Below are 19,679 nucleotides of genomic sequence, written 5' to 3'. Positions count from 1 at the left end.
CCTCGTTCGGCGGGCCCGGCCCAATTCGTCAGTGCGGAGAACAGGGTCATCAGCAGATGTCGCGGTACGGGACTTCCGGGATGTACTTGCGCCAAGTGGTTCGGGACGGTCCGCCGTTGGTGCGGGCGCAGATCGATGTGATGATGTGCTTGGGGTCCACCGCGTAGGACCGTGGCGCGCTGTGTTCGCCGGCGGAGTGGAGCGTGCGACCGTCCGCGGAGAAAGCCAGCGCGATCACGCTGTCGCCCGGTGTCGGTAGCGAGGCGCCCAACGGTCGGCGGGATGCGATGTCCCACAGTCGTACGGTGCCGTGGTCGCCTGCGACGGCCAGGGTGCTGCCGTCGGGCGAGTAGGCCAGTGCCGTCACCGCCTCGGTGTTGGCGGCTCCTGGCCGGGCGGCGTCGTACGTTCCGTCGAAGGTGCCGAGGCGCTGCTCGATGTCGCCGTCCCAGAGTGCGATCCGGCCGGTGTCCTTGCCCACCGCCAGCTGCTTTCCGTCCGGGCTGAACGCCATCGCACCGATTTCGGGGAGGACGAGGTCGTTGATGGTGGCCCGGCCGGATGGGAGAGCCACGGTCTGGCCCGAGGCGGACGCGAGGAGGTGCCCGTCGGGTCGTACGGCGAGTGGAGTTCGGCCCGAGAGGGACCCCAGCGTGTTCTTGTCCCACATGCCCTGCGGGGCTCCCGAGTCGTCGGAGCGGGGGCGGGTGGGGTGCTGTTTCCTGCGCGTGCCCCGGGACACGTCCCAGGTTTCGGTCGGGTCTACGTCCCATCCCGGGACCAGCAGGGATCGGCTGTCGGGGGTGAAGGCGAGGCCTGCCATGCCGGCGATCTCCGAGTCGGCGGAGCCGGGCCGGGTGAGCGAGTGGGACCGGGCGTCCTTTCGTACGTTCCACAGGGTCATCTGCCCTGGTTCGGCGGGCATGCCGGAGTCGTTGATCACAGCAGTGCCGTAGGCGAGGGTGTGACCGTCCGGGCTGAGCGCGAGCGCGGTGTAGCAGCTGTCGTCGCCGGAGAGGGGGTCTGTTTCGGCGCAGTGCAGTTCGGGGGTGCGGGCGATCCGCTTCCCGTCCGTGCCGCGCAGTACCTCAAAGCGTGAGACGTCGCCGTGACGTTGCTCGCGAGCCAGGGCACTGCCGTCCTGGCTGAACATGCCCTGAGCCGCCGGTTCTTCGCTCCATGCGCCGGTCATCGCGGCACCGTAGGCGAGTGTGCGTACCGACATTTCGGTGTTTCCGGCGTCGCTGACGTAACGGATTGCTCCCGCCCGTACGTCGAACCGCAGGTCCGTGGCCGACTCATTGGTGAGCGGGACCCGGAGGACCGGCGTCTTGGGAGCGGCCCACCGCCACAGCAGGATTTCCCGGCCGTCGGTCGCCACGACGAACGCCCCATCAGGGCTGAGTGCCGCCTCCGTCAGTCCTTTGTGCTGGATACGGGCCCGCTCCCTGCCTTTGGCCAGGTCCCACACCCGGATCTCGCTCCGGGGCTGGACCACCAGCCCGCGGTTGTCCGGAGTGAACTCCAGGGACGAGCCTTCGCCGCACACTTCCAGGCCGCGAACGCCGGACCAAGGCGCGGGCAGTTCGCGGTGCCGGGCCACATCCCGTACTTGCAGGGGGCTCCCGTCCTTCGCACACAGCGCCAGGAGCCGGTCGTCGGGGCTGATGGCCAGCTGGGAAGCAGTGGAGTCCGGTTGCTCGAAGAGGACTCGACGACGCTTGAGGTCCCAGAGTTCGACTCCACCCTCAGGGTGGGCACTGAGCACGGTTCGACCGCTGGGCCCAAAGTCGTGGAGCGATCCGACGTCCCCGAACGGTTCACCGACGGCTCTTCCGGTTCGCAGGTTCCACAGCTGCAGCTGATCGTCCGAATCCACGATCATCCGGCGCCCGTCGGGACTGACGGCTTCCACCGAACCGTTCTCAAGCGGATGCCGCGGCCCCGCAGGGCGGTGCTCAGCGGCGTTCCATGCCCGTACGCTGCTCTCCTCCTCCCTCACGACCGTGCGACCGTCCCTGCTCAGATACGACGTGGGCGCGAGCCCCGTGCCGGGGACCTCGAAGACGTCCTGCTCCTGCTGAGACAGGGCGCCGAGCAGGGCCGAGCGGGTCTCGGTCGTCCCACTCAGGGTCCAGGCCGCTGCGCTCAGCCGCATGGCCGTGACCGGGTCGGAGGAGCGCATGCTCTCGGCGATGGCGGCCACTCGCCGGGCCGCTACTTCCGTGCGCCGTTGTTCGCTCGTCCGGCTCTGCTGCCAGGCCGCTGCTCCCGCCACCAGGGCGAGCGTCACGAGGAGCGCGACGGCACCGGTGACGCCGTGTCGCAAGCGCCGCCCGCGCGCGTGTGCCGCAGTGCAGGTGCGGAGGAACTCCCGCTCAAGGGACGTCAAGTCCCTCCGGAGCTCGGGAGATTCAAAGGCATGCTCGATTTCGTTGAGCTCGGTGCCCCGCAGCAGCGCCCCGCTGTCACGCCCGCGGTCGTGCCAGTGACGCGCGGCCTGTGTGAGACGCCGGTGGCGTCGCAGCTGGTCACGGTCGTCCTCGATCCATCGGTGCAGCCGGGGCCAGGCGGTGATCAGCGCTTCGTGGGCGAGGTCGACGGTGTCGTCGTCCAGGGTGATCAGACGGGCACGGGCCAGGGTGTAGAGCGCGGTGTGCGGGTCACGCCCGGTGGCGCCTGTGGTGTCAAGGTCAGCCAGTTCGTTCTGGTCGACAGGGCGGCGGGTGTCCGGGGTGCCGTCGCCCGGGGTGATCAGGCGCAGCAGAATGTGGCGGGCCGCTTCCGCCTGTGCCGGGGTGAGTCGGGTGTAGAGGTCCTCGGCGGTCTGAGCGATGGCGCCGTGGATGCCGCCGGCTGCCATGTAGGCCTGCAGGGACAGAGTGCGACCGCGGCGCCTTCGCCAGGTTTCCAGGAGTGCGTGGGACAGGAGGGGCAACCCGCCGGGTTCCTCGCTCACTTCCTCGATGAGCCGGTCGGTCAGCACACGCTCCACGATCAACCCTGCCGCGGCAGCGGGCCGGACGATCGCTTCCCGCAGTTCGGACGGTGACATCGGGCCGACGGGCAGGCTCGCCTCCCGGATGACCGCCGCGAGTCCTTCGTGCTCCAGGCAGCGGCTGTAGAAGTCGGCCCGCACTCCCAGTACCACCCGCAGTCGGCTTCCGGGTTCGAGGGCGGTCAGCAACAGGTCGATGAAGGCGGCTTGTTCAGCCGCGTCGGAGTGGAGGGTGAACAGTTCCTCGAACTGGTCCACGACCAGCCATGTCTCTCCCGGCGCCTGGGCGGGGGTGAACAGTCGCTCGTGATCGCGCACGGCTCTGGTGCCCGGGGTCAGGATGCGGATCGCCGCCGGGCGCAGTGCGGTGTCCTGGGTATCCCGCAGGCGGGGCAGGAGTCCGGCCCGCAGGAGCGAGGACTTGCCGCTGCCGGAGGGACCGAACACGGCCGTGACGCGGTGGGCGTGGACCAGTTGCAGAAGGTCGTCCGTCAGCCGGGCGCGGCCGAAGAACACGTCCTGGTCGTCCGCCTCGAAGCGAGTCAGCCCGCGATAAGGCGCGGCGGCCGTCTCCTCCTGTGCTGCGAAAGCTTGTTCCTCCTCGTCGCGCCGGGCGTCCCGCCACCGTTCCTCCCACTCCGCCGCGTCTCCGCCACAGGCGGCCACATACGCCAACGCCACGGGCAGAGACGGCAGTTTCTCCCCGGACGCGGCCGTCGCCAGCGCGGTCACCGAGTACGGGACCTGCCGCGCCATCGCCCGGTAGGTCGGAGCGCCCGCCTCTTGGCGCAACTTGCGCAACGCGTACGCGAACCGCGCCACCGGCCCCGCGCTGGGATCCACCGGATTCTCACGACGCCCCACTACTGCCTCCCCGTTGATCGCAGCGCTCACCTCAACATGCCGGACCTCGAGGACGGAACCCGCGCGCAGGCCAATCCCCACCCGAACCGCCCTGCGCCATTTTGTTCAGCGGCAGGTCAGCGGGGTGCTGAACAACGCGACGGCCATTGAAATCACTGGTGTCGGTTCGTTTCGCCGGCATCATGCGGCGACTCAACAGGAACGGAGACAAGACATGACAGATCGAAGGAAGTTGCTGAGCGCGGTCATCGGCGGTGTGCTCGCAGTGGGACTGCTCGGCTCACTCGGTTCCACGGCTCAGGCTGCCCCTCACCAGGCGGCCTCGTGCTCATCCTCGTACGTGGACTCGGCCTCGTCCTCGGCTATGGCGGGCGGGGAGACGGCGGCACCGGTGGGGCCGCGGGTCGCGGCACACAAGTACGTCCAGGCCTCCATTCACACCAACCATTCCGATTACGTGCGGCTCTACGGCTTCAACCAGCACGGCAAGCGCGTCTGGTCCCCGTGGATAGCGACCCCCAACGCATGGACGCGCCTGCCCAACTGGTGGTGGCGCATGGATGGACCGATCACCATCCACTACACGGGCAAGTACAAGAATAAGACGTACACAGGCTCCGGCTGGGCCTGGTTCAAGCGCGGCACCACGCCCGCCTGGGGCGACCTCCGCACCTGGTAGAGCCGGAGGACGAGTGCCGCGCGGTGGAGTCGGGCCAGCTCACCCCAACGCGCGTGCGGGGGTGAGGAGGTCCAGACCGAGGGGCGTGCAGGAGTGCCGGACGGCTTTGCCGTCGCGCGCTGTGGTGACGAGTTGCGCGTTGCGCAGGGCCTTGGCGTGTTCCGATGCCGAGGATTGGCTGATGTGCAGTTCTTGGGCCAGCTCGCTGGTGGTGCGTGGCTGGGCGAGGGCCGCCAGGGTCGCCGCGCGCGTGCGGCCCAGCAGGGCGGCGAGTGGATCTGTTGTGAGGTGTTTGTCCAGGAGGGGCAGCGGCGTGGTGGCCGGGTACACCAGGACTCTGGGGGCGTCGGGGGGTTCCGCGATCAAGGGCCAGCCGTGCCAGAACAAGGAGGGTAAGAGAAGCAGGCCCTGGCCGTTGAGCGTGACCTCCCAGTCGTAGGGGGCGGGGAAGCTGACGGTGGTGCCCTGCCAGTGCGCTCCGGGCCCCAGGCTCGACAGGGCTTGGCGGATGCCGTGGTCGGCCATCTGCCGTACCCGCCAGGCGCGTTCGGCATCGAAACCGGACCGAATGCGGTTCCAGTGTGGTTCCAGGAGGCTGCCGTAGGCGGCGCCGATGGACTCGTTCAGGACACTCCAGGCGTCGTGGTCCTGGTCGGCCAGGCCGCGGGCCCACAACGACGGGGCCCTGCGGGTGCACACGCGCTGCAGTTCAGTGCGTACGAATTCAGCCGACGCCCCTCGCACGAGGTCGACGCCTTCCTCCAGTACGTGAGTGACGGGGTCGAGGAACATCGGCCCCCGGCCGGTAGCGGCCACCAGCTCGCCCAGGGGGTACGCGCCACGGGGGAGGGACTGCCGGGCATGGCGCTGCCATCGGCCGTAGAAGGCCGGCAGGTCCTTGCGCCGCGAAGTCGCCAGGGCCAGCACCATTTCCATCAGTGGTGCGGGCCGGGGGGCGATGGTGACCTGCAGCAGATCCTCAGCGGTGAAACGTATGCGCAGCATCGGTTCCTCCTGTGCAGCGATCGCTCCCGTCCACGGTTCGGCCAGAACCGAAACCATGGCGGCGCTGTGGCCGGTGCAGTGAGCATGGCACCCATCGCGGCCTCATCGGTGTGCGGGCGGGGCGCCGTGCTCAACCTGACGGGTTTCAGGTGGGCCCCGATGCGGCGGACTCAGCGGCTCAGTGCTTCCAGCCCTTCTCGGCAAGCTCAAAACCAAGGTAGGAGAGGACTATATGGGTTTGAATCGAAGGCAGTTGTTGCGCGGATCGCTTGCGGTCGGTGCCGCGGCTCTCCCCGTCGGGGCGCTGGCCGCTCCTGCGTACGGAGTCGTGCACAAGCCGCGCGCACAGGCTCGGCGGGCGGGTTTCAACCTGGCTCTGCTGGACGTGGCGAACGGGATCATCACGAACCATCACACCGGGGACATCCACACCAACACAAAAGGTGAGAAGGAATTCGGCAATCCGTGGGCGACGTTCCGCACAGGCAAGGACGGGGCGGTCGGCTGGGACCCGCTGGAACTCAAGGTTCGTACGCTCGATAACGGGAAAGGTGAGAAAGCCTTTCTCATCTGCGGAGGAGATTCTACTGAGGGGCACGTGACAATCCACCGCAACAGCGACGGTGCTCCTCTCGGTTGGGTGAGTGGACTGACGAACTTCCCGCATTCCCTGGAGTATGTTCCCGAGCATGAGGTGATCATCGTCGTTGGACCGCGGGGGCTGGGCCAATATGACCCGCCTCCGAGGGGCGAAAGCGAACCGGGCGGGTGCTACGAGATGTACGCGGCCCCCACCGGAGGGAGCGTAGGGCCACTCAAGAAGATCCCCATCGCGGATAAGGATCGCGCCTTCTGGAAGGCACACGGAGTCGTGTGGGACCGCGACAAGAAACTGGTGTGGATCTACGGCGGAAACAAGCTCCGGTCGTACAAGGTGATCGGAAAGGGAGAGGGTGCCCGCCTCGAGAGGGCAAACATCGAAATAGTCAGCGACCTTTTCAAGAATGGGCACGATCTTCAGCCCGACCCCTTGGAGCCCGAGTACCTCTGGGCGACAAGCTCAACTGAAATCCTCCAGATCAACAAGGCCGGAGGGTACGCGTTCATTCAGTGGTCGATTCCGGCGAAATCGGTGAAATCCTTCGCCCGTGACAGGTCGGGTAGTGCCGCTTGGACAGCGGACACCCTTGGGAACAAATACGGCGACGACAAGGTCCGGTTCATGTGGTATCCGGACATGACGGGCCCCGTCACGGTCCCGGCTGTATCCGGGGAGACGACGAAGCCGAAAGTGATCTATAAGGCCCGGCTCCTCGACATTTGAGCGTCGCCGACGCGAAGTCCTCATGCTGATCCCCGGGAAAGGAATACCTCGTGGCACCTCGCTCAGCCAAGACGATCCTCGGCGCCGCCCTCGGTGCCGCCCTCTGCCTCACCTTGGCCGCTTCCCCGGCCTCGGCGGAGGAACGTCCTGACCACTGGGACAACGGATACATCCCGTACGCCAACGGCCGTTACGCCGAAACAGATGCCACCCTCGGCGCCTACGCCTCCGTAGCCGTGGAATGGGAAGGCTACAAAGTGAGCCTCTCGGGCACGGTGTGGGACCGTGCCGCCGACACCTACGGCGTGCGGATGGAGGTGGGCTACAACTGGCAGAACGGTGCCGCCTGGGAGTGGACCACCCGCATCCTCGGCAAGGCCGAAGGGGGAAAGGGTGACTCCAAGTCCAGTAGCGCACATTCCAAGGCCGGAGTGAACGTCAAGGGGGTCAAGATCCGGGCATGCACCGTCAACAACAGCAACGTGGTGGTGGCCTGCAGTCCATGGGCATAGAGGCGCGAACCCGCCTCTCACCTCTATTGCGCGTCATCACTGGGTAGGCGCTTCCGGGACTGTGGTGGCCGGGTTGGCGAGCCCGCGCCCCTGAAGGGGCGCGGGCTCGCTCAGCCGAGTGCGAGTGTCTCCAGCGCCGCCTGAGCCGTGAACTCCTGCTGTCCGCCGCGGAACAGGAGTTCCGACCTCGCGAACGCCGGGTCGTCCGCGTGGGCGGCGACGTAGGGGATCGCGACGCACCGCATGCCCGCCGCGTGGGCCGCCGCCGCGCCCGGCGCCGCGTCCTCGAAGACCACGCAGTCGGCCGGGGACGCGCCGAGCAGGTCGGCCGCGGCGAGGAACACGTCGGGGGCGGGCTTGCCGTGCGGGACCTCCTCGGCGGAGACGAGCGTCGTCAGCTGGGCGTCCAGGCCCGTGCCGGACAGGATGGCCTCGATGGCCGCCCGCGAGGAACCGGACGCCACGGCCATCGGCACGCCCGCGTCGTGCAGTCGCTCGACGAGCTTGCGCATCTCCGGGTAGACGGGCGTGCTGGCGCGGGCCAGGGCGAGGTAGCGGCGGTCGAGGTCGGCGAGCAGCTCGGTCACCGTCGCCGCTATGCCGTACTCCCTCTTCCAGAGCGCGAGCGTCTCGTGCGAGCTGATGCCGACGTACTGCTCGTTGTCGGCCCAGGTGAACGCGCGTTCGGTGTACTGCGCGAGCAGGGCCCGTGACGCTTCGTAGTAGTTGGGCTCGCTGTCCACGAGGGTGCCGTCGAGATCGAAGATGACCGAGGTGCCGCTGGAAGTGCTCATGGCACCAAGCATGCCAAAGGCGCAGATCACGGGCGTGCCGCGGCCGCCCTGCCGATCGACTCGACGAGCGGCAGGAGCCGGTGCGGCACGCGCTCGCGCAGTGCCATCTCGGTCCGGGTGCGCACCACGCCGGGCAGTTGGATCAGCTGCTGGATCACGTCCTCCAGGTGGCCGTTGTCCCGCGCCGCGACCCGGGTGAGGAGATCGCCGTCGCCCGTGATCGAGTACGCCTCGATGATCTCGGGCACGGCGGCGAGCGCGTCACCCACCTCGTCCAGGTGGCCCTGGGTGACCTCGATGTGCACGAAGGCGATGACCGGGTGCCCGAGCGCCGCGGGGGAGAGGGAAGGGCCCGTGCCGGTGATCACGCCGTCCCGCTCGAGGCGGTCGAGCCTGGCCTGGAGGGTGCCCCGGGCGATGCCGAGCAGCCGCGCGTACTCGCGCAGGCTCGTGCGGGGCTGTTCGAGGAGCAGCCGCAGGATGCGGGTGTCCAGTTCGTCGACGGCCATGGTCGGAGGTTCTCCCAGGTGGGCGGGGCTGATCGCAGGTGACTGTAGCTGTTGTCCCGCGGTCGTGAGCGGCCCCGCCCCCGAGGGTGGCGACGACTGTTCCGGGCGATTGCCGAGGTGGCTGCCGAGACGGCTGCCGGGGCGGCTGCCCAGGTGGCTACTTGGGGGTCACCCAGACCTGCCGCTTGTTCGTGTTCGCCGTGTACAGCTGGACCTTCGTGCTGTTGGCGGTGGAGCCGCCCGTCACGTCCAGGACCTTGCCGGACGCGGCGTGCACGATCTGGCCCTTCGCGTTGACCGACCAGCGCTGCGACGCCCCGCCGTTGCAGTCGTAGAGGCTGATCTTGTTGCCGTTGGTGCCGGCGTTGCGGTAGTTGTCCAGGCACTTGCCGAGAGCCCGGAATGTGCCGTCCTTGCCCAGGATCCACGACTGCCCGGGGCCGCCGTTGCACGTGTACAGCTGGATCTGCGTGCCGTTGGCGGGCTTGCCGCCCTTGGTGTCGAGGCACTTGGCGCCGATGCCGGTCACCTTGCCCTGCGGCGCGAGCTTGGCGCCGCCGCCCCGGGCCAGATGGCGCAGGCCCTGGACGTCGTACTGCTGGACGTAGGTGCCCGCCCGCTTGTCCTGGTACGCCATGGTGGGCGTGCACATCACCGGGTTCTCGCCGGAGTCGGTGCCCTTGACGCAGTCCCCGCGCTCCGCGCTGCGGTTGGCGTGCGCGAGGCCCATCGTGTGCCCGAGCTCGTGGCTGACGTGGTTGCGCAGGTAGGGCTCGCCCCAGGAGGGCTTCGCCTTGCCGTCCGCGGTGAAGAACTCGTCGTCGATGTAGGCGTGCCCGCTGGTCACCGTGTCGGCGACGGACGAGGAGTAGAAGCCGCAGCTCAGGTTCTTGGTGCCGGAGCCGTCGCGGACGACCTTCCAGCCGGTGGAGCCCCCGTCGGCGGGCGGCACGCAGGGATGGTGCAGCAGACCGACGACGATCTCGCCCTTGGGCCTCTCGTAGTCCCAGCCGACCGGGTTCGTGTCGACGGTGACCGGCAGGCCGGTGACGCGCTGGAGCTCGGTCGCCGAGCGCTTCACGTAGGGCGCGAGCCAGTCCGCGGCCTTCTTGTCGTAGAACTTGATCGTGTAGCCGGTGGCGAGGTACTTGGACGCGCCGCCCGACTTCCAGCCGTCGCCGTGCGGGGCGGCCGCCGCGGCGGCCGAACGCCGGGCGGGGGGCTGCTTCAGGGACAGCACTCCGTCCTCGAAGGCCGTCCCGTCGGTGCCGGAGACGCCGAAGTCCGCGGTCTCGGTCTGGCGTGCCGCGAGTTCGGCGGGCCCGGCGGCTGGGCGTGCGCCCTGCGGCTCCGTGTCGTCGGTGCCGAACGCGCTGGGCGACAGTTGCAGGCCCGCCACGACGGCCGCCGCGGCACCCACCGCGGCCATGGCCGCCCGGCGCTTGCGGGTGCCGCGCTTACGTATGGAACTCAATTCCCCGTTGTCCTCTCGCTGTGGAACACGTGCTGACCCCGGGCCACCACTGGTGGCCCGGGGTCGAACAGATGATAGGCGTGAAGTGCGGGGCGGATGTTGCCAGTTGGGAGTGCCGTTGTCGAACGCCCGTCAGTGGGCGTTCTCCGTCGGGCGGAGGTTCTTCGGAATCCTCGCCCAGGTCAGCGCCGCGGCCGCCAGCGGCAGCGCGGCCGCCATCAGGAACGTCGGCGTCATCCCGGAGGTGAACGCCTCACCGGCCCGGGCGAGGAGGGCGGCGCCCGCCGGTCCTGTGAGCTCGCCCGCCACCCGCGCGGCCTCGCCGACCGAGTCGCTCACGGCCGCCGCGGTGTCGGACGTGAGGCCCAGGTCGGGCAGGTTCACGCGGTACAGCGCGGTGGCGATGGAGCCGAGGACGGCCACGCCCATGGCGGCGCCGAGTTCGTAGCAGGTCTCCTCGACGGCCGCGGCGCCGCTGACGTGGTGTGCCGGGGTGGACGCCATCAGCGTCACCGACGCGGCGGTCGTCGCGATGCCGACGCCGAAGCCGAGCACGGCGAGCGCGACGGCGACCTCGCCGTAGCCGAGCGGCCCCGACAGCTGGAGCAGCCACGGCAGGGCGAGCCCCCCCGTCATCAGGAGCAGACCGCCGCCCATCACGTGGCGGATCGGCAGCCGGTGCATGAGGGCGGGCGTGATCAGCGAGGTGATGACCAGGCCGAGCGGCGCGGGCAGCAGCCTGATGCCCGCCTCCAGCGGGGTGTAGCCCTGTCCGTACTGGAACCACTGCGTGATGAGGAACAGCGCGGACCCCAGCGCGATCATGCCGAGGAAGATCGAGGCGGCGGCGATGGAGAACGGCCGCGAGGCGAAGAGACGGACCTGGAGGAGCGGATGTTCCAGGCGCAGCTGACGGCGGACGAAGACGGTGAGCGTCACCGCGGCCACGACGAGCAGCACCCAGGCCGTCGGGTCGGCGGGACCGCCCTTGCCGAGCTGCTTGATGCCGCCCGCGAGGGCGAGCATGCCGACCACGGACTGACCGACGCCCCACCAGTCCCAGCGGCCCTCGCGCGGCTGGTGGGACTCGGGCAGGATCCACAGGCCGAGCGCGATGACCAGCAGCGCGACCGGGATGTTGATCAGGAACGCGGAGTGCCAGCCGTCGTGCTGGACCAGCAACCCGCCCACGACCGGGCCGAGCGCCATGCCGCCACCGATGACGGCGGACCACACGGCGTACGCGAAGGCGCGCTCGCGGGCGTCGGTGAAGACCTTCCGCAGGATCGACAGGGTGGCGGGCATGATCGCGGCGCCACCGGCGCCGAGCAGCGCGCGGGCGGCGATGACCTGCCAGGCGGCCGTCGCGAAGACGGCGAGCAGGGAGGCGAACGCGAAGATCCCGAAGCCGATCAGGAGCAGCCGCTTGCGGCCCCACCGGTCACCGAGGGCGCCCGCGGTGACGAGCAGTCCCGAGAGGACCAGGGCGTAGATGTCGATGATCCACAGCTGCTGCACGGAGCTGGGCCGCAGATCGGCGACCAGGGAGGGGAAGGCGACGTTCAGGATCGTGGTGTCCATGGCGATCAGCAGCAGGCTGCCGGACAGGATCGCGAGGACGGCCCAGCGCCGTGGATCACGCTGCGGGGTCATGGCGTAACACTCCAAGTTCGAATGAGACATAAATGTCTCACATGAAACTTGAAGGTGTCTAGTCGAGTGGGTCGGGGGATCGCGTCAGAGCACCCGCCGCAGCGCGTCGGGCGTGAGATCCGCGAGGGTCGGGTAGCCGTCGACGGCCATGAGCAGATCGGCCTCGGCGAGCAGCGAGCGCAGGACGTGCGTGACGCCGTCGACCCCGCCGATGCCGAGTCCGTACGCGTAAGGGCGGCCCACGCCGACGGCGGTGGCGCCGAGCGCGACGGCCTTGACCACGTCCGCGCCGCTGCGCACCCCCGAGTCGAACAGGACGGGCAGACCGTCGGCGGCCGCCACGACATCGGGCAGTACGTCGAGCGCGGGCAGACCGCCGTTGGCCTGGCGCCCTCCGTGGTTGGAGCAGTAGACGCCGTCCACCCCGCCGTCCCTGGCGCGGCGCACGTCCTCGGGGTGGCACAGGCCCTTCACGATCAGCGGCAGCGAGGTGAGCGAGCGCAGCCACGGCAGGTCGTCCCAGGTGAGCGGGTTGCCGAAGAGCCGCACCCACGTGAGGATCGCGGACTGCGGATCCTGCTCGGGGGCGGTCGCGAGCCGGGAGCGGAAGACCGGGTCGCTGAAGTAGTTGGCCAGGCAGTGCCCGCGCAGCTGGGGAAAGTTGGCGGTGCTCAGGTCGCGCGGCCGCCACCCGGTGACCCAGGTGTCCATGGTGACGACGATCGCCTTGAACCCGGACTTCTCCGCGCGCCGCACCAGGCTCTCGGCGAGCTCCCGGTCCGTCGGCGTGTACAGCTGGAAGAAGCCGGGCGTCTCGCCGAACTCTGCCGCCACCGCCTCCAGGGGGTCGGCGGACAGCGTCGAGGCGATCATCGGCACCCCGGTCCGCGCGGCGGCGCGCGCGGTCGCGAGATCGCCGTGGCCGTCCTGCGCGCAGATGCCGAGGACACCGATGGGAGCCATGAACAGCGGCGAGGGCAGCGTCAGTCCGAACAGGTCGACGGACAGGTCGCGGCGGTTCGCACCCACGAACATGCGCGGCATCAGGCCCCAGCGCTCGAACGCGGTGACGTTGGCCTCCTGCGTCCGCTCGTCCCCCGCGCCGCCCGCCACGTACGACACCACCGAGGGAGGCAGCGCGGCCCTGGCGCGGTCCTCAAGCCCCGCATATGTCATGGGGAACGGCGGCACGACCCCACGCAGCCCGTCGAGGTAGATCTCGTCCTGATAGTCCTTGTACGGACGCGGTGTCTTTGTCATGGACCCGCATGCTGCCAGGGAACGGTGAGCCCGTACACGTACGCCGACGGGTCGGTTGGCGATCACCCGAGGGGGGAATCACCGTGGGACAGGAACGGCCGCGCAAGACAGATCGCGGCCCCGGCGGCGGAGCACGAACCGCATGTTCGCCGGTTGTCCCAGGGAGGGGATGTGAGCTGTCATGCGTGCGCACGGGCGCGCCCATCGGCTTACCGCATGTGTGGAGTACGCGCTGCCCCAGGAGCCCGCATCGGCGGGCCGGGCGCGCAAGTTGACCTCGGCGTTCCTCGCCAGGTCCCATCGGCGCACGTGCGAGGTGACCGCGGAGCGGATGGACGACGTCACGCTCATCGTGTCCGAACTCGTCGCCAACGCCGTCCAGCACGCCCGGGGCGGCTGCCGTCTGCGCGTGGAGGTGGCGGGTGACCGGGTGACCGTCGAGGTGTACGACGCGAGCCCCGTCCACCCCAAGGTCCGTCGTCCCAACGTCACGCGGGAGAGCGGCCGCGGCCTCGCGATGGTGCGCCAGCTCGCCCAGCGCCTGGAGGTCGTGGGCACGCCCCGCGGCGGCAAGACGGTGAGAGCGGTTCTGGCGGGGTGAGACCGGCGCCCGTCCCGGGGCGAGGGGGCGGGCGCCGGTCGGGTGCTCAGGCGGTGCAGTTCTTCTGTGCGTCCAGGCGGACCTTACGGCCGGTGAACTCCTCCAGGACGGCGATGTTCTCCGGGGCGTAGTTGGTCGCGGTGATCTTGTCGGCGTCCTTGCTGCCCAGTTTGCCGGTGTAGGGCGCGGACTTCTCCAACCAGTAGGCCGTACGCAGGAATTGGGTGAGCACCAGGTCGCGCAGTTTGGGCTCGGCCTTGATCTGGGCCCAGTAGGCGGGGTGCTTGTCCTTGGCGACGCGCAGGTAGAGCAGCAGGTACCGCAGGTTGGTGGCGGCGATGTCGCGGGCGTTGCTCGCGCCGACTCCCTTGATGAACTCCTGGAGCACGGTGACCGAGGGCAGTCCGGTCAGCCCGGCGTTCTGCTCGGCCAGCACTCCCTGCAGTCGGTACGACCCCTGGGTGCTGTCCCGCAGATAGATGTCGTCCATCGAGGAGCTCAGCCTGTCCTTGATCAGCGGCAGGATCTCCTTGCGGGGGAAGCCGCCGTGCAGCGGCACCGCGAGCGCCTGCTGACCGCCGTTGATCCAGGCGGCGATGTGGACGTCCCAGTCGGTGCGGGACGGATCGAGGTCCCACATGTGGGTCTCCTCGTGGATCGCCACCATCATCGACTCGGCGAACCCGTCGAAGCTCCGCTTGTCCACGAACTGGTCCCAGTACCTGTCGTTGGCCTGGGCGATCGCCAGTGCCTCCCCGCTGGGCCAGCGCCGCTTGTACATGGCCTGGAGGGTCCGCATCCAGTTCGAGGAGGTGAACCCGGCCTTGAGGTCGGTCAGATCGGCGTCCGGCCGGGACGGCTCGTCGTAGCAGTACGGATCGGGGACGCGGCTCTGACCGGTGACCCCGGAAGGGGAACCCGGTGCCGGACCGGCGGCGACCGCGGTGCCCGACCCGAGGGCCAGGACCAGGCATGCGGTCAGTAAGCGGGCGGAGAGTCTACGGCTCACGAGAAACTCCTTCTCGAAGCGATCGCGTGGGGGGTACGGCGAGCGACGGGCGGACCTGCGCGCCGCTCGTCCGCCAAGTGACGGGAGGAGCCGCGTCGTCCGTCGCCCGCCAAGCAACGTACGACCCCGCACGCCCCACGCCTAGCTGTCATGTACCCATAACATTGGTGTCTGTCGGCGCGGCCCGGAGGAGCCGCGGACGCGAGGCCAGGAGGGGACGGGCACGAACTGCCGCTGCCCCGCCTGTCGGACGCCTCACCGGTGTTCGAGCCGGGGCCCCGAGATGGCCTGGCTGCCCCCCCCCCCCCCGCGGAGCCGACGGAGCCGATGCTCTCGCGCGTTGGGGGTGATCGGCGGGCGGTAGGGCCCGGCCCGTGGGTCAGCCCGGACCCGGGTCCGCCGCCCCCGCGGCCGCCGCCGTGCTCGTGCGGACGATCAACTTCGGCTGGACGGAGGCCGGTTCGGGTTCCGCCCGCGGGTTGTCGATGAGCCGCAGGAGATGGCCGAAGGCCAGCGCGCCCATCTCCGTGAAGGGCTGCGCCACGGTCGTCAGCGACGGGGAGCAGTACTCGGCGAGCTCGATGTCGTCGACGCCCACCACGGAGATGTCCTGGGGCACACGTCGGCCCAGTTCGTGCAGCGCGCGGATCACGCCGAACGCCATCTCGTCGCTCGCGGCGAACACGGCGGTCACCTCGGGGATGCGGCCGAGGAGCAGGCCGTTGCGGTAGCCGGACGAGGGGGACCAGTCGCCCTCCAGGACGGGCGGGACCATCCGGCCCTCGGCCTCCAGGGTCTGCCGCCAGCCCCGCATCCTGCTCGCCGCGTCGAGCCACTCGCCGGGGCCCGAGACGTGCCAGACGGTCTCGTGTCCGAGGTCGAGGAGGTGGCGGGTCGCCAGCTCGGCGGCCCGCACCTGGTCCACCGCGACGACCTCGGAGGCCGCCGTGCGCGAGCCGTCGACGGTCACCGTGGGCAGGGAGTCCGTCAACTGCTCGATGCGGGGGCTCACATGGATGAGCGGGATGGCGAGGATGATGCCCTCGACGCGCTGATCGGCGAGCCGGGACAGGGCCGCCTCGACGGCCGAGGTGTCGAGCGACGCCGTCGACGCCGTGGAGACCGAGTAGCCCGCCTCGTACGCCGCGCTCTCCACGCCGAAGGTGAAGGTCAGGCGGGAGTAGAACGTCGTCTGCAGCGTGACCACGCCGATCGTCCTGCTGCGGCCCGACGACAGGATCCGGGCCGCGCTGTTCTTGCGGTAGCCGAGCCGCTCCACGGCGGCGAGCACCTTGGCGCGGGTCTCCTCGCGGACGTTGGGATGGTCGGAGAGGGCGCGCGAGACCGTCTGCGCGGAGACGCCCGCGACCCGGGCCACATCGGCCATGCCGGGCGGTCGTCCGTTGTCCTCTTCACCGTTCGCTGTCCGCATGCGCCCTCTCTCGGTCCCTTCTCTCCGGTCCGTGTCGCCGGTCCGTGTCGCCGGTCCGTGTCGCCGGTCCGTGCGGCGGATGATACCGGCCCCATGCCCCTCCCAGTGGGGTGAGAGAGGCATGCGATGAAGGTATTGGCATCGATAACATTCTCTGCCATAGTTCCGGCCATCGGTGCCGGGAACGACGCCTCGTGCGGCTCGCGGCACACCGATCTCACAGCAGGCCCCGCCTTGTGTGTCCGGGTCTGATCCCTGCCCACGTACACAAGGAGGGGCCGTGCAGAAGACGCGTCTGCGTACGGCGGGAGTCGTCGGAGCGCTCGCACTGACGTTGGTGCTCAGCGGATGCTCGTCGTCCGATGCGGACTCGGCGGGCGGTGGCGGCGGGTCCGCCACCATGAAGTTCTGGGGCTGGTCGCCGGGGTACGCGGACGCGGTCAAGGCGTTCAACAAGGCGCACCCCGACATCAAGGTCGAGTACCAGGAGGTGCAGCCCGGCGCCAAGGGCGGCTACCAGAAGATGCTCAACGCGGTGCAGGCCGACAACGCGCCGTGCCTGGCCCAGGTCGGCTACGAGACGCTGCCGAGCTTCGCCGCGCAAGGAGCCCTCCAGGACGTCGCCAAGTACGCCGAAGGGGACAAGGGCGACTTCCAGAAGGCGGCATGGAACTCGGTCTCGCTGGGCGGCGCCGTCTACGGAGCCCCCGTCGACACCGGACCGATGGCCCTCTTCTACAACAAGAAGGTCTACGACGAGCTGGACCTGAAGGCCCCGAAGACCTGGGACGAGTACGCGAAGCAGGCCAAGAAGATCCACGCGTCCGACCCCAAGCGCTACATCTCCTCGCCCTATCTGAACTACGACTACGCGGGCCTGTCCTGGCAGGCGGGCGCCAGCTGGTTCGGGATCAAGGGCGACGCCTGGCAGGTCGACCTCGCGTCCGCCAAGGGCAAGAAGGTCGCCGACTACTGGCAGGGCCTCGCCGACGACGGCCTGATCAGCAAGGCGCCCATGTACGACCAGGCGTGGTACAGCGGTCTTGGCAGCGGTAACATCGCCACCGTCGTCGGCGCCGTCTGGCAGGCCGGAGTCATCAAGGGCGGGGCGAAGGACGGCTCGGGCGACTGGGCCGTGGCGCCCATGCCGCAGTGGGCCGACGGTGACACCTCGGTCGGCAACGCGGGCGGTTCTGCCACCGCCGTACTCAAGGGCTGCGAGTCCACCGAGGCCGCCTGGACCTTCGCCCACTGGCTGAGCACCGACCGCAAGGCGTACGGCGGCCTGGTCGACAAGGCGTCGCTCTACCCGGCCGCGCCCGCCCTGCTCGACCTGCCCCAACTGAAGGCCAAGGACCCCTACTTCGGCGGCCAGAAGATCTACGACGTCTTCGCCGCCGCGGCGCCGAAGGTCAGCTCCGACTGGACCTGGGGCCCCGTCATGACCAAGACGTCCGCGGACCTGGACGACGCGCTGAGCAAGGCATGGGCCGGAAAGGGAACCATCGCGGACGCGCTGCGCGGCACCCAGGACAAGACGGTGAGTGAACTCAAGAACCAGGGCCTGACGGTGGCCGACTAGGGCGCATGTCCGGCGGCCGCCCGCGCACCCTGCGGCGGCCGCACCCCGCGGCCATCCGAGGCGGTCGGTCCTGAGGACCGACCGCCCGTCCGTCAGGCGTCGAACCGGAAGCGAGCTCGTGACGACAACACTCAGCGCGGCGGAGCCCGCCGCGCCACCGTGCCAGAACCCCGGGCCCGCGCGGCGCGGACGGCGTCAGACGGCGCTCAGCAGGCGCACGCTGCTGCTCTTCGGCGGCCCTTTCGTGGTCCTCTTCGCGGCGATGTACATCGCGCCCATCGTGTACGCGACGGTGAGCAGCTTCTACGTCGTCAAGCGCTCCGGGCTCGGACTCGCCGCGCCCACCGAGGAGTTCGACCCGCTGCACAACTTCGCGCAGGCCTTCGGCGACCACGACTTCCTCGCCGGGCTCGGCCGGGTCGGGCTCTTCGCCGTCGTCCAGGTGCCCCTGATGCTGGGCGTCGCCCTCGGGCTCGCGCTGCTCATCGACTCCAAGTCCGCGCGCGGCAAGGGCCTGTTCCGCCTCGGCGCGTTCCTGCCCTACGCGATCCCCGGCGTCAGCGCGGCGCTCGTGTGGTCGTTCATGTACTCCGCCGACTCCAGCCCCATCAACCACCTGCTCGAACCGCTCGGCATCCAGATCCCGTTCTTCTCCAGCGGCTCGGTCCTGTGGTCCGTGGCGAACATCGTCACGTGGAGCTGGACCGGCTACAACATGATCATCATCTACAGTGCGCTCCAGACGATCCCCGGCGAGGTCCTGGAGGCCGCGCGGATGGACGGCGCGTCCGCCCTGCGGATCGCCTGGAGCATCAAGATCCCGGCCGTGCGCAGCTCACTGGTGCTCACCGCGGTGTTCTCCATCATCGGCTCCGCGCAGCTGTTCAACGAGCCGGCGGTGCTGCAACCCATCTCCAGCGGATCCATCTCCTCGACGTTCACGCCGATCATGTCCGCGCAGGCCGCGGTCGCGGCGGGCAACTACCACTACGCGGCGGCCCAGTCGGTGATCCTCGCCGTCGCCGTCGGCGTGCTGTCCTTCGTCTTCTTCAAGCTGACCAACCGGAGTGAGAACGCATGAGTGCCGCCGTGACGCGAGCGAACTCCACGGCAGGGGTGAAGGCCGGGGCGAGACGCGACACGACCGCCGCGAGCCGTGGCGTCGTCCTGGCCGTCCTGCTGATCTCCACCGCCTACTTCCTCTTCCCGCTGTGGTGGCTCCTGGTCTCGGTCACCAAGCCGTTCGGACGGCAGTTCAGCGGGAGCGGCCTGTGGTTCGACGGGTTCGGGCTCTTCGACAACCTCAGCAGGCTGACCGCGCAGAACGACGGCATCTTCTGGCGCTGGATGCTCAACAGCGTGCTGTACTGCGGTGTCGGCGCGCTGGTCGGCACCCTGCTCTCCGCGATGGCGGGCTACCTCCTCGCGAAGTACGAATTCCGGGGCAAGGGGCTGCTGTTCGGCACGGTGCTCGCCGCCGTACTCGTACCGAAGATCCTCTTCACGCTCCCGCTGTACCTGATGTTCTCCGGGGTCGGCCTGATCAACAATCCGCTCGCCGTGCTGCTGCCCAGCGTCGTCAGCCCGTTCGGCGTCTATCTGGCGCGCATCTTCGCGGCCCAGTCGGTGCCGGACGAGGTGATCGAGGCGGGCAGGCTCGACGGGGCGGGGGAGTTCAGGATCTTCCGGACCATCGGCGTGCCGATGATGCTGCCCGCGCTCGTGACGATCTTCCTCTTCCAGTTCGTCGACATCTGGAACAACTACCTGCTGCCCGCCATGGTGCTCGGCGACGACGAACTCCAGCCGGTCACCGTCGGCCTGGTCGGCTGGAACGCCAGCCACGGCGTCGCCGTCCCCGCGCCGCTGGTGGTCATCGGCTCGCTGATCTCCGTCATTCCGCTGATCATCGCCTTCGTCGTGCTCCAGCGCTTCTGGCGGGCGGGGATGACCGCGGGGGCGGTCAAGTAAGGGACAGGACGC

Annotated in this window: 16 protein-coding genes; 7 read left to right on the top strand and 9 right to left on the bottom strand. The window is 69.4% G+C overall.

What is annotated here, in order from left to right; translation table 11 throughout:
- Positions 1–49: 49 nt before the first annotated feature.
- Positions 50–3,862, bottom strand: coding sequence for a hypothetical protein (locus tag KY5_RS05005; protein ID WP_159072491.1), 3,813 nt, complete (start codon positions 3,860–3,862; stop codon positions 50–52).
- A gap of 214 nt (positions 3,863–4,076) precedes the next feature.
- On the opposite strand from KY5_RS05005, the gene KY5_RS41700 reads away from it, so the two are divergent.
- Positions 4,077–4,541, top strand: a complete 465-nt coding sequence (locus KY5_RS41700; protein WP_159072490.1) for a hypothetical protein — start codon at positions 4,077–4,079, stop codon at positions 4,539–4,541.
- A 39-nt stretch (positions 4,542–4,580) separates the two neighbouring features.
- Here KY5_RS41700 and KY5_RS04995 read toward each other — a convergent pair whose 3' ends face one another.
- Entirely contained in the window at positions 4,581–5,546 is a 966-nt protein-coding gene (locus tag KY5_RS04995; protein ID WP_159072489.1) for a helix-turn-helix domain-containing protein, read from the bottom strand.
- A gap of 181 nt (positions 5,547–5,727) precedes the next feature.
- On the opposite strand from KY5_RS04995, the gene KY5_RS41695 reads away from it, so the two are divergent.
- Positions 5,728–6,870 (top strand): twin-arginine translocation signal domain-containing protein, encoded by a 1,143-nt coding sequence (locus KY5_RS41695; protein ID WP_159072488.1) that lies wholly within the window; start codon positions 5,728–5,730, stop codon positions 6,868–6,870.
- Between the two features lie 50 nt (positions 6,871–6,920).
- Positions 6,921–7,382, top strand: coding sequence for a hypothetical protein (locus tag KY5_RS04985; protein WP_098241051.1), 462 nt, complete (start codon positions 6,921–6,923; stop codon positions 7,380–7,382).
- 110 nt (positions 7,383–7,492) lie between these two features.
- On the opposite strand, the gene KY5_RS04980 is transcribed toward KY5_RS04985, so the two are convergent.
- The 5 genes from KY5_RS04980 to KY5_RS04960 form a co-directional block, all read right to left on the bottom strand.
- A complete protein-coding gene (locus KY5_RS04980; protein ID WP_098241050.1) occupies positions 7,493–8,176 on the bottom strand; it encodes an HAD family hydrolase in 684 nt (227 codons plus the stop codon).
- Between the two features lie 26 nt (positions 8,177–8,202).
- On the bottom strand, positions 8,203–8,685 hold the full coding sequence (locus KY5_RS04975; RefSeq protein ID WP_098241049.1) for an Lrp/AsnC family transcriptional regulator: 483 nt from the start codon (positions 8,683–8,685) through the stop codon (positions 8,203–8,205).
- A gap of 157 nt (positions 8,686–8,842) precedes the next feature.
- Complete coding sequence (locus tag KY5_RS04970; RefSeq protein ID WP_234362615.1) at positions 8,843–10,159, bottom strand: ricin-type beta-trefoil lectin domain protein; 1,317 nt, start codon at positions 10,157–10,159, stop codon at positions 8,843–8,845.
- A gap of 132 nt (positions 10,160–10,291) precedes the next feature.
- Positions 10,292–11,812: an MFS transporter gene (locus KY5_RS04965; RefSeq protein ID WP_098241048.1), complete on the bottom strand. Its 1,521-nt coding sequence runs from the start codon at positions 11,810–11,812 to the stop codon at positions 10,292–10,294.
- An 84-nt stretch (positions 11,813–11,896) separates the two neighbouring features.
- The gene (locus KY5_RS04960; protein WP_098241047.1) at positions 11,897–13,072 is read right to left on the bottom strand and encodes an alpha-hydroxy-acid oxidizing protein; all 1,176 of its coding nucleotides are present in this window, start codon (positions 13,070–13,072) and stop codon (positions 11,897–11,899) included.
- Positions 13,073–13,253: 181 nt separating this feature from the next.
- Here KY5_RS04960 and KY5_RS04955 point away from each other — a divergent pair, with 181 nt between their 5' ends.
- Positions 13,254–13,673: an ATP-binding protein gene (locus KY5_RS04955; protein ID WP_234362614.1), complete on the top strand. Its 420-nt coding sequence runs from the start codon at positions 13,254–13,256 to the stop codon at positions 13,671–13,673.
- A gap of 46 nt (positions 13,674–13,719) precedes the next feature.
- Here the strand turns inward: KY5_RS04955 and KY5_RS04950 are convergent, their stop codons facing one another.
- Entirely contained in the window at positions 13,720–14,682 is a 963-nt protein-coding gene (locus tag KY5_RS04950; protein WP_199842940.1) for a hypothetical protein, read from the bottom strand.
- Positions 14,683–15,061: 379 nt separating this feature from the next.
- A complete protein-coding gene (locus KY5_RS04945) occupies positions 15,062–16,114 on the bottom strand; it encodes a LacI family DNA-binding transcriptional regulator (RefSeq protein WP_098241045.1) in 1,053 nt (350 codons plus the stop codon).
- Between the two features lie 280 nt (positions 16,115–16,394).
- Between KY5_RS04945 and KY5_RS04940 the strand changes: the two genes are divergently transcribed.
- The 3 genes from KY5_RS04940 to KY5_RS04930 all read left to right on the top strand — a co-directional run bounded on the left by KY5_RS04940 (position 16,395) and on the right by KY5_RS04930 (position 19,667).
- Positions 16,395–17,696, top strand: coding sequence for an ABC transporter substrate-binding protein (locus tag KY5_RS04940; protein ID WP_098241044.1), 1,302 nt, complete (start codon positions 16,395–16,397; stop codon positions 17,694–17,696).
- Positions 17,697–17,814: 118 nt separating this feature from the next.
- Entirely contained in the window at positions 17,815–18,777 is a 963-nt protein-coding gene (locus tag KY5_RS04935; protein WP_098241043.1) for a carbohydrate ABC transporter permease, read from the top strand.
- Positions 18,774–19,667 carry a carbohydrate ABC transporter permease gene (locus tag KY5_RS04930; RefSeq protein ID WP_098241042.1) on the top strand — a complete coding sequence of 298 codons (894 nt, stop codon included), beginning with the start codon at positions 18,774–18,776 and terminating at the stop codon, positions 19,665–19,667. The genes KY5_RS04935 and KY5_RS04930 overlap by 4 nt, the downstream gene beginning before the upstream one ends.
- The last annotated feature ends 12 nt before the right edge of the window (positions 19,668–19,679 follow it).

It is taken from the genome of Streptomyces formicae (assembly GCF_002556545.1).
GTDB lineage: Bacteria > Actinomycetota > Actinomycetes > Streptomycetales > Streptomycetaceae > Streptomyces > Streptomyces formicae_A.
Note: the sequence above shows the minus strand (reverse complement) of the source record. Positions and strands in the feature narration are given on the sequence as shown.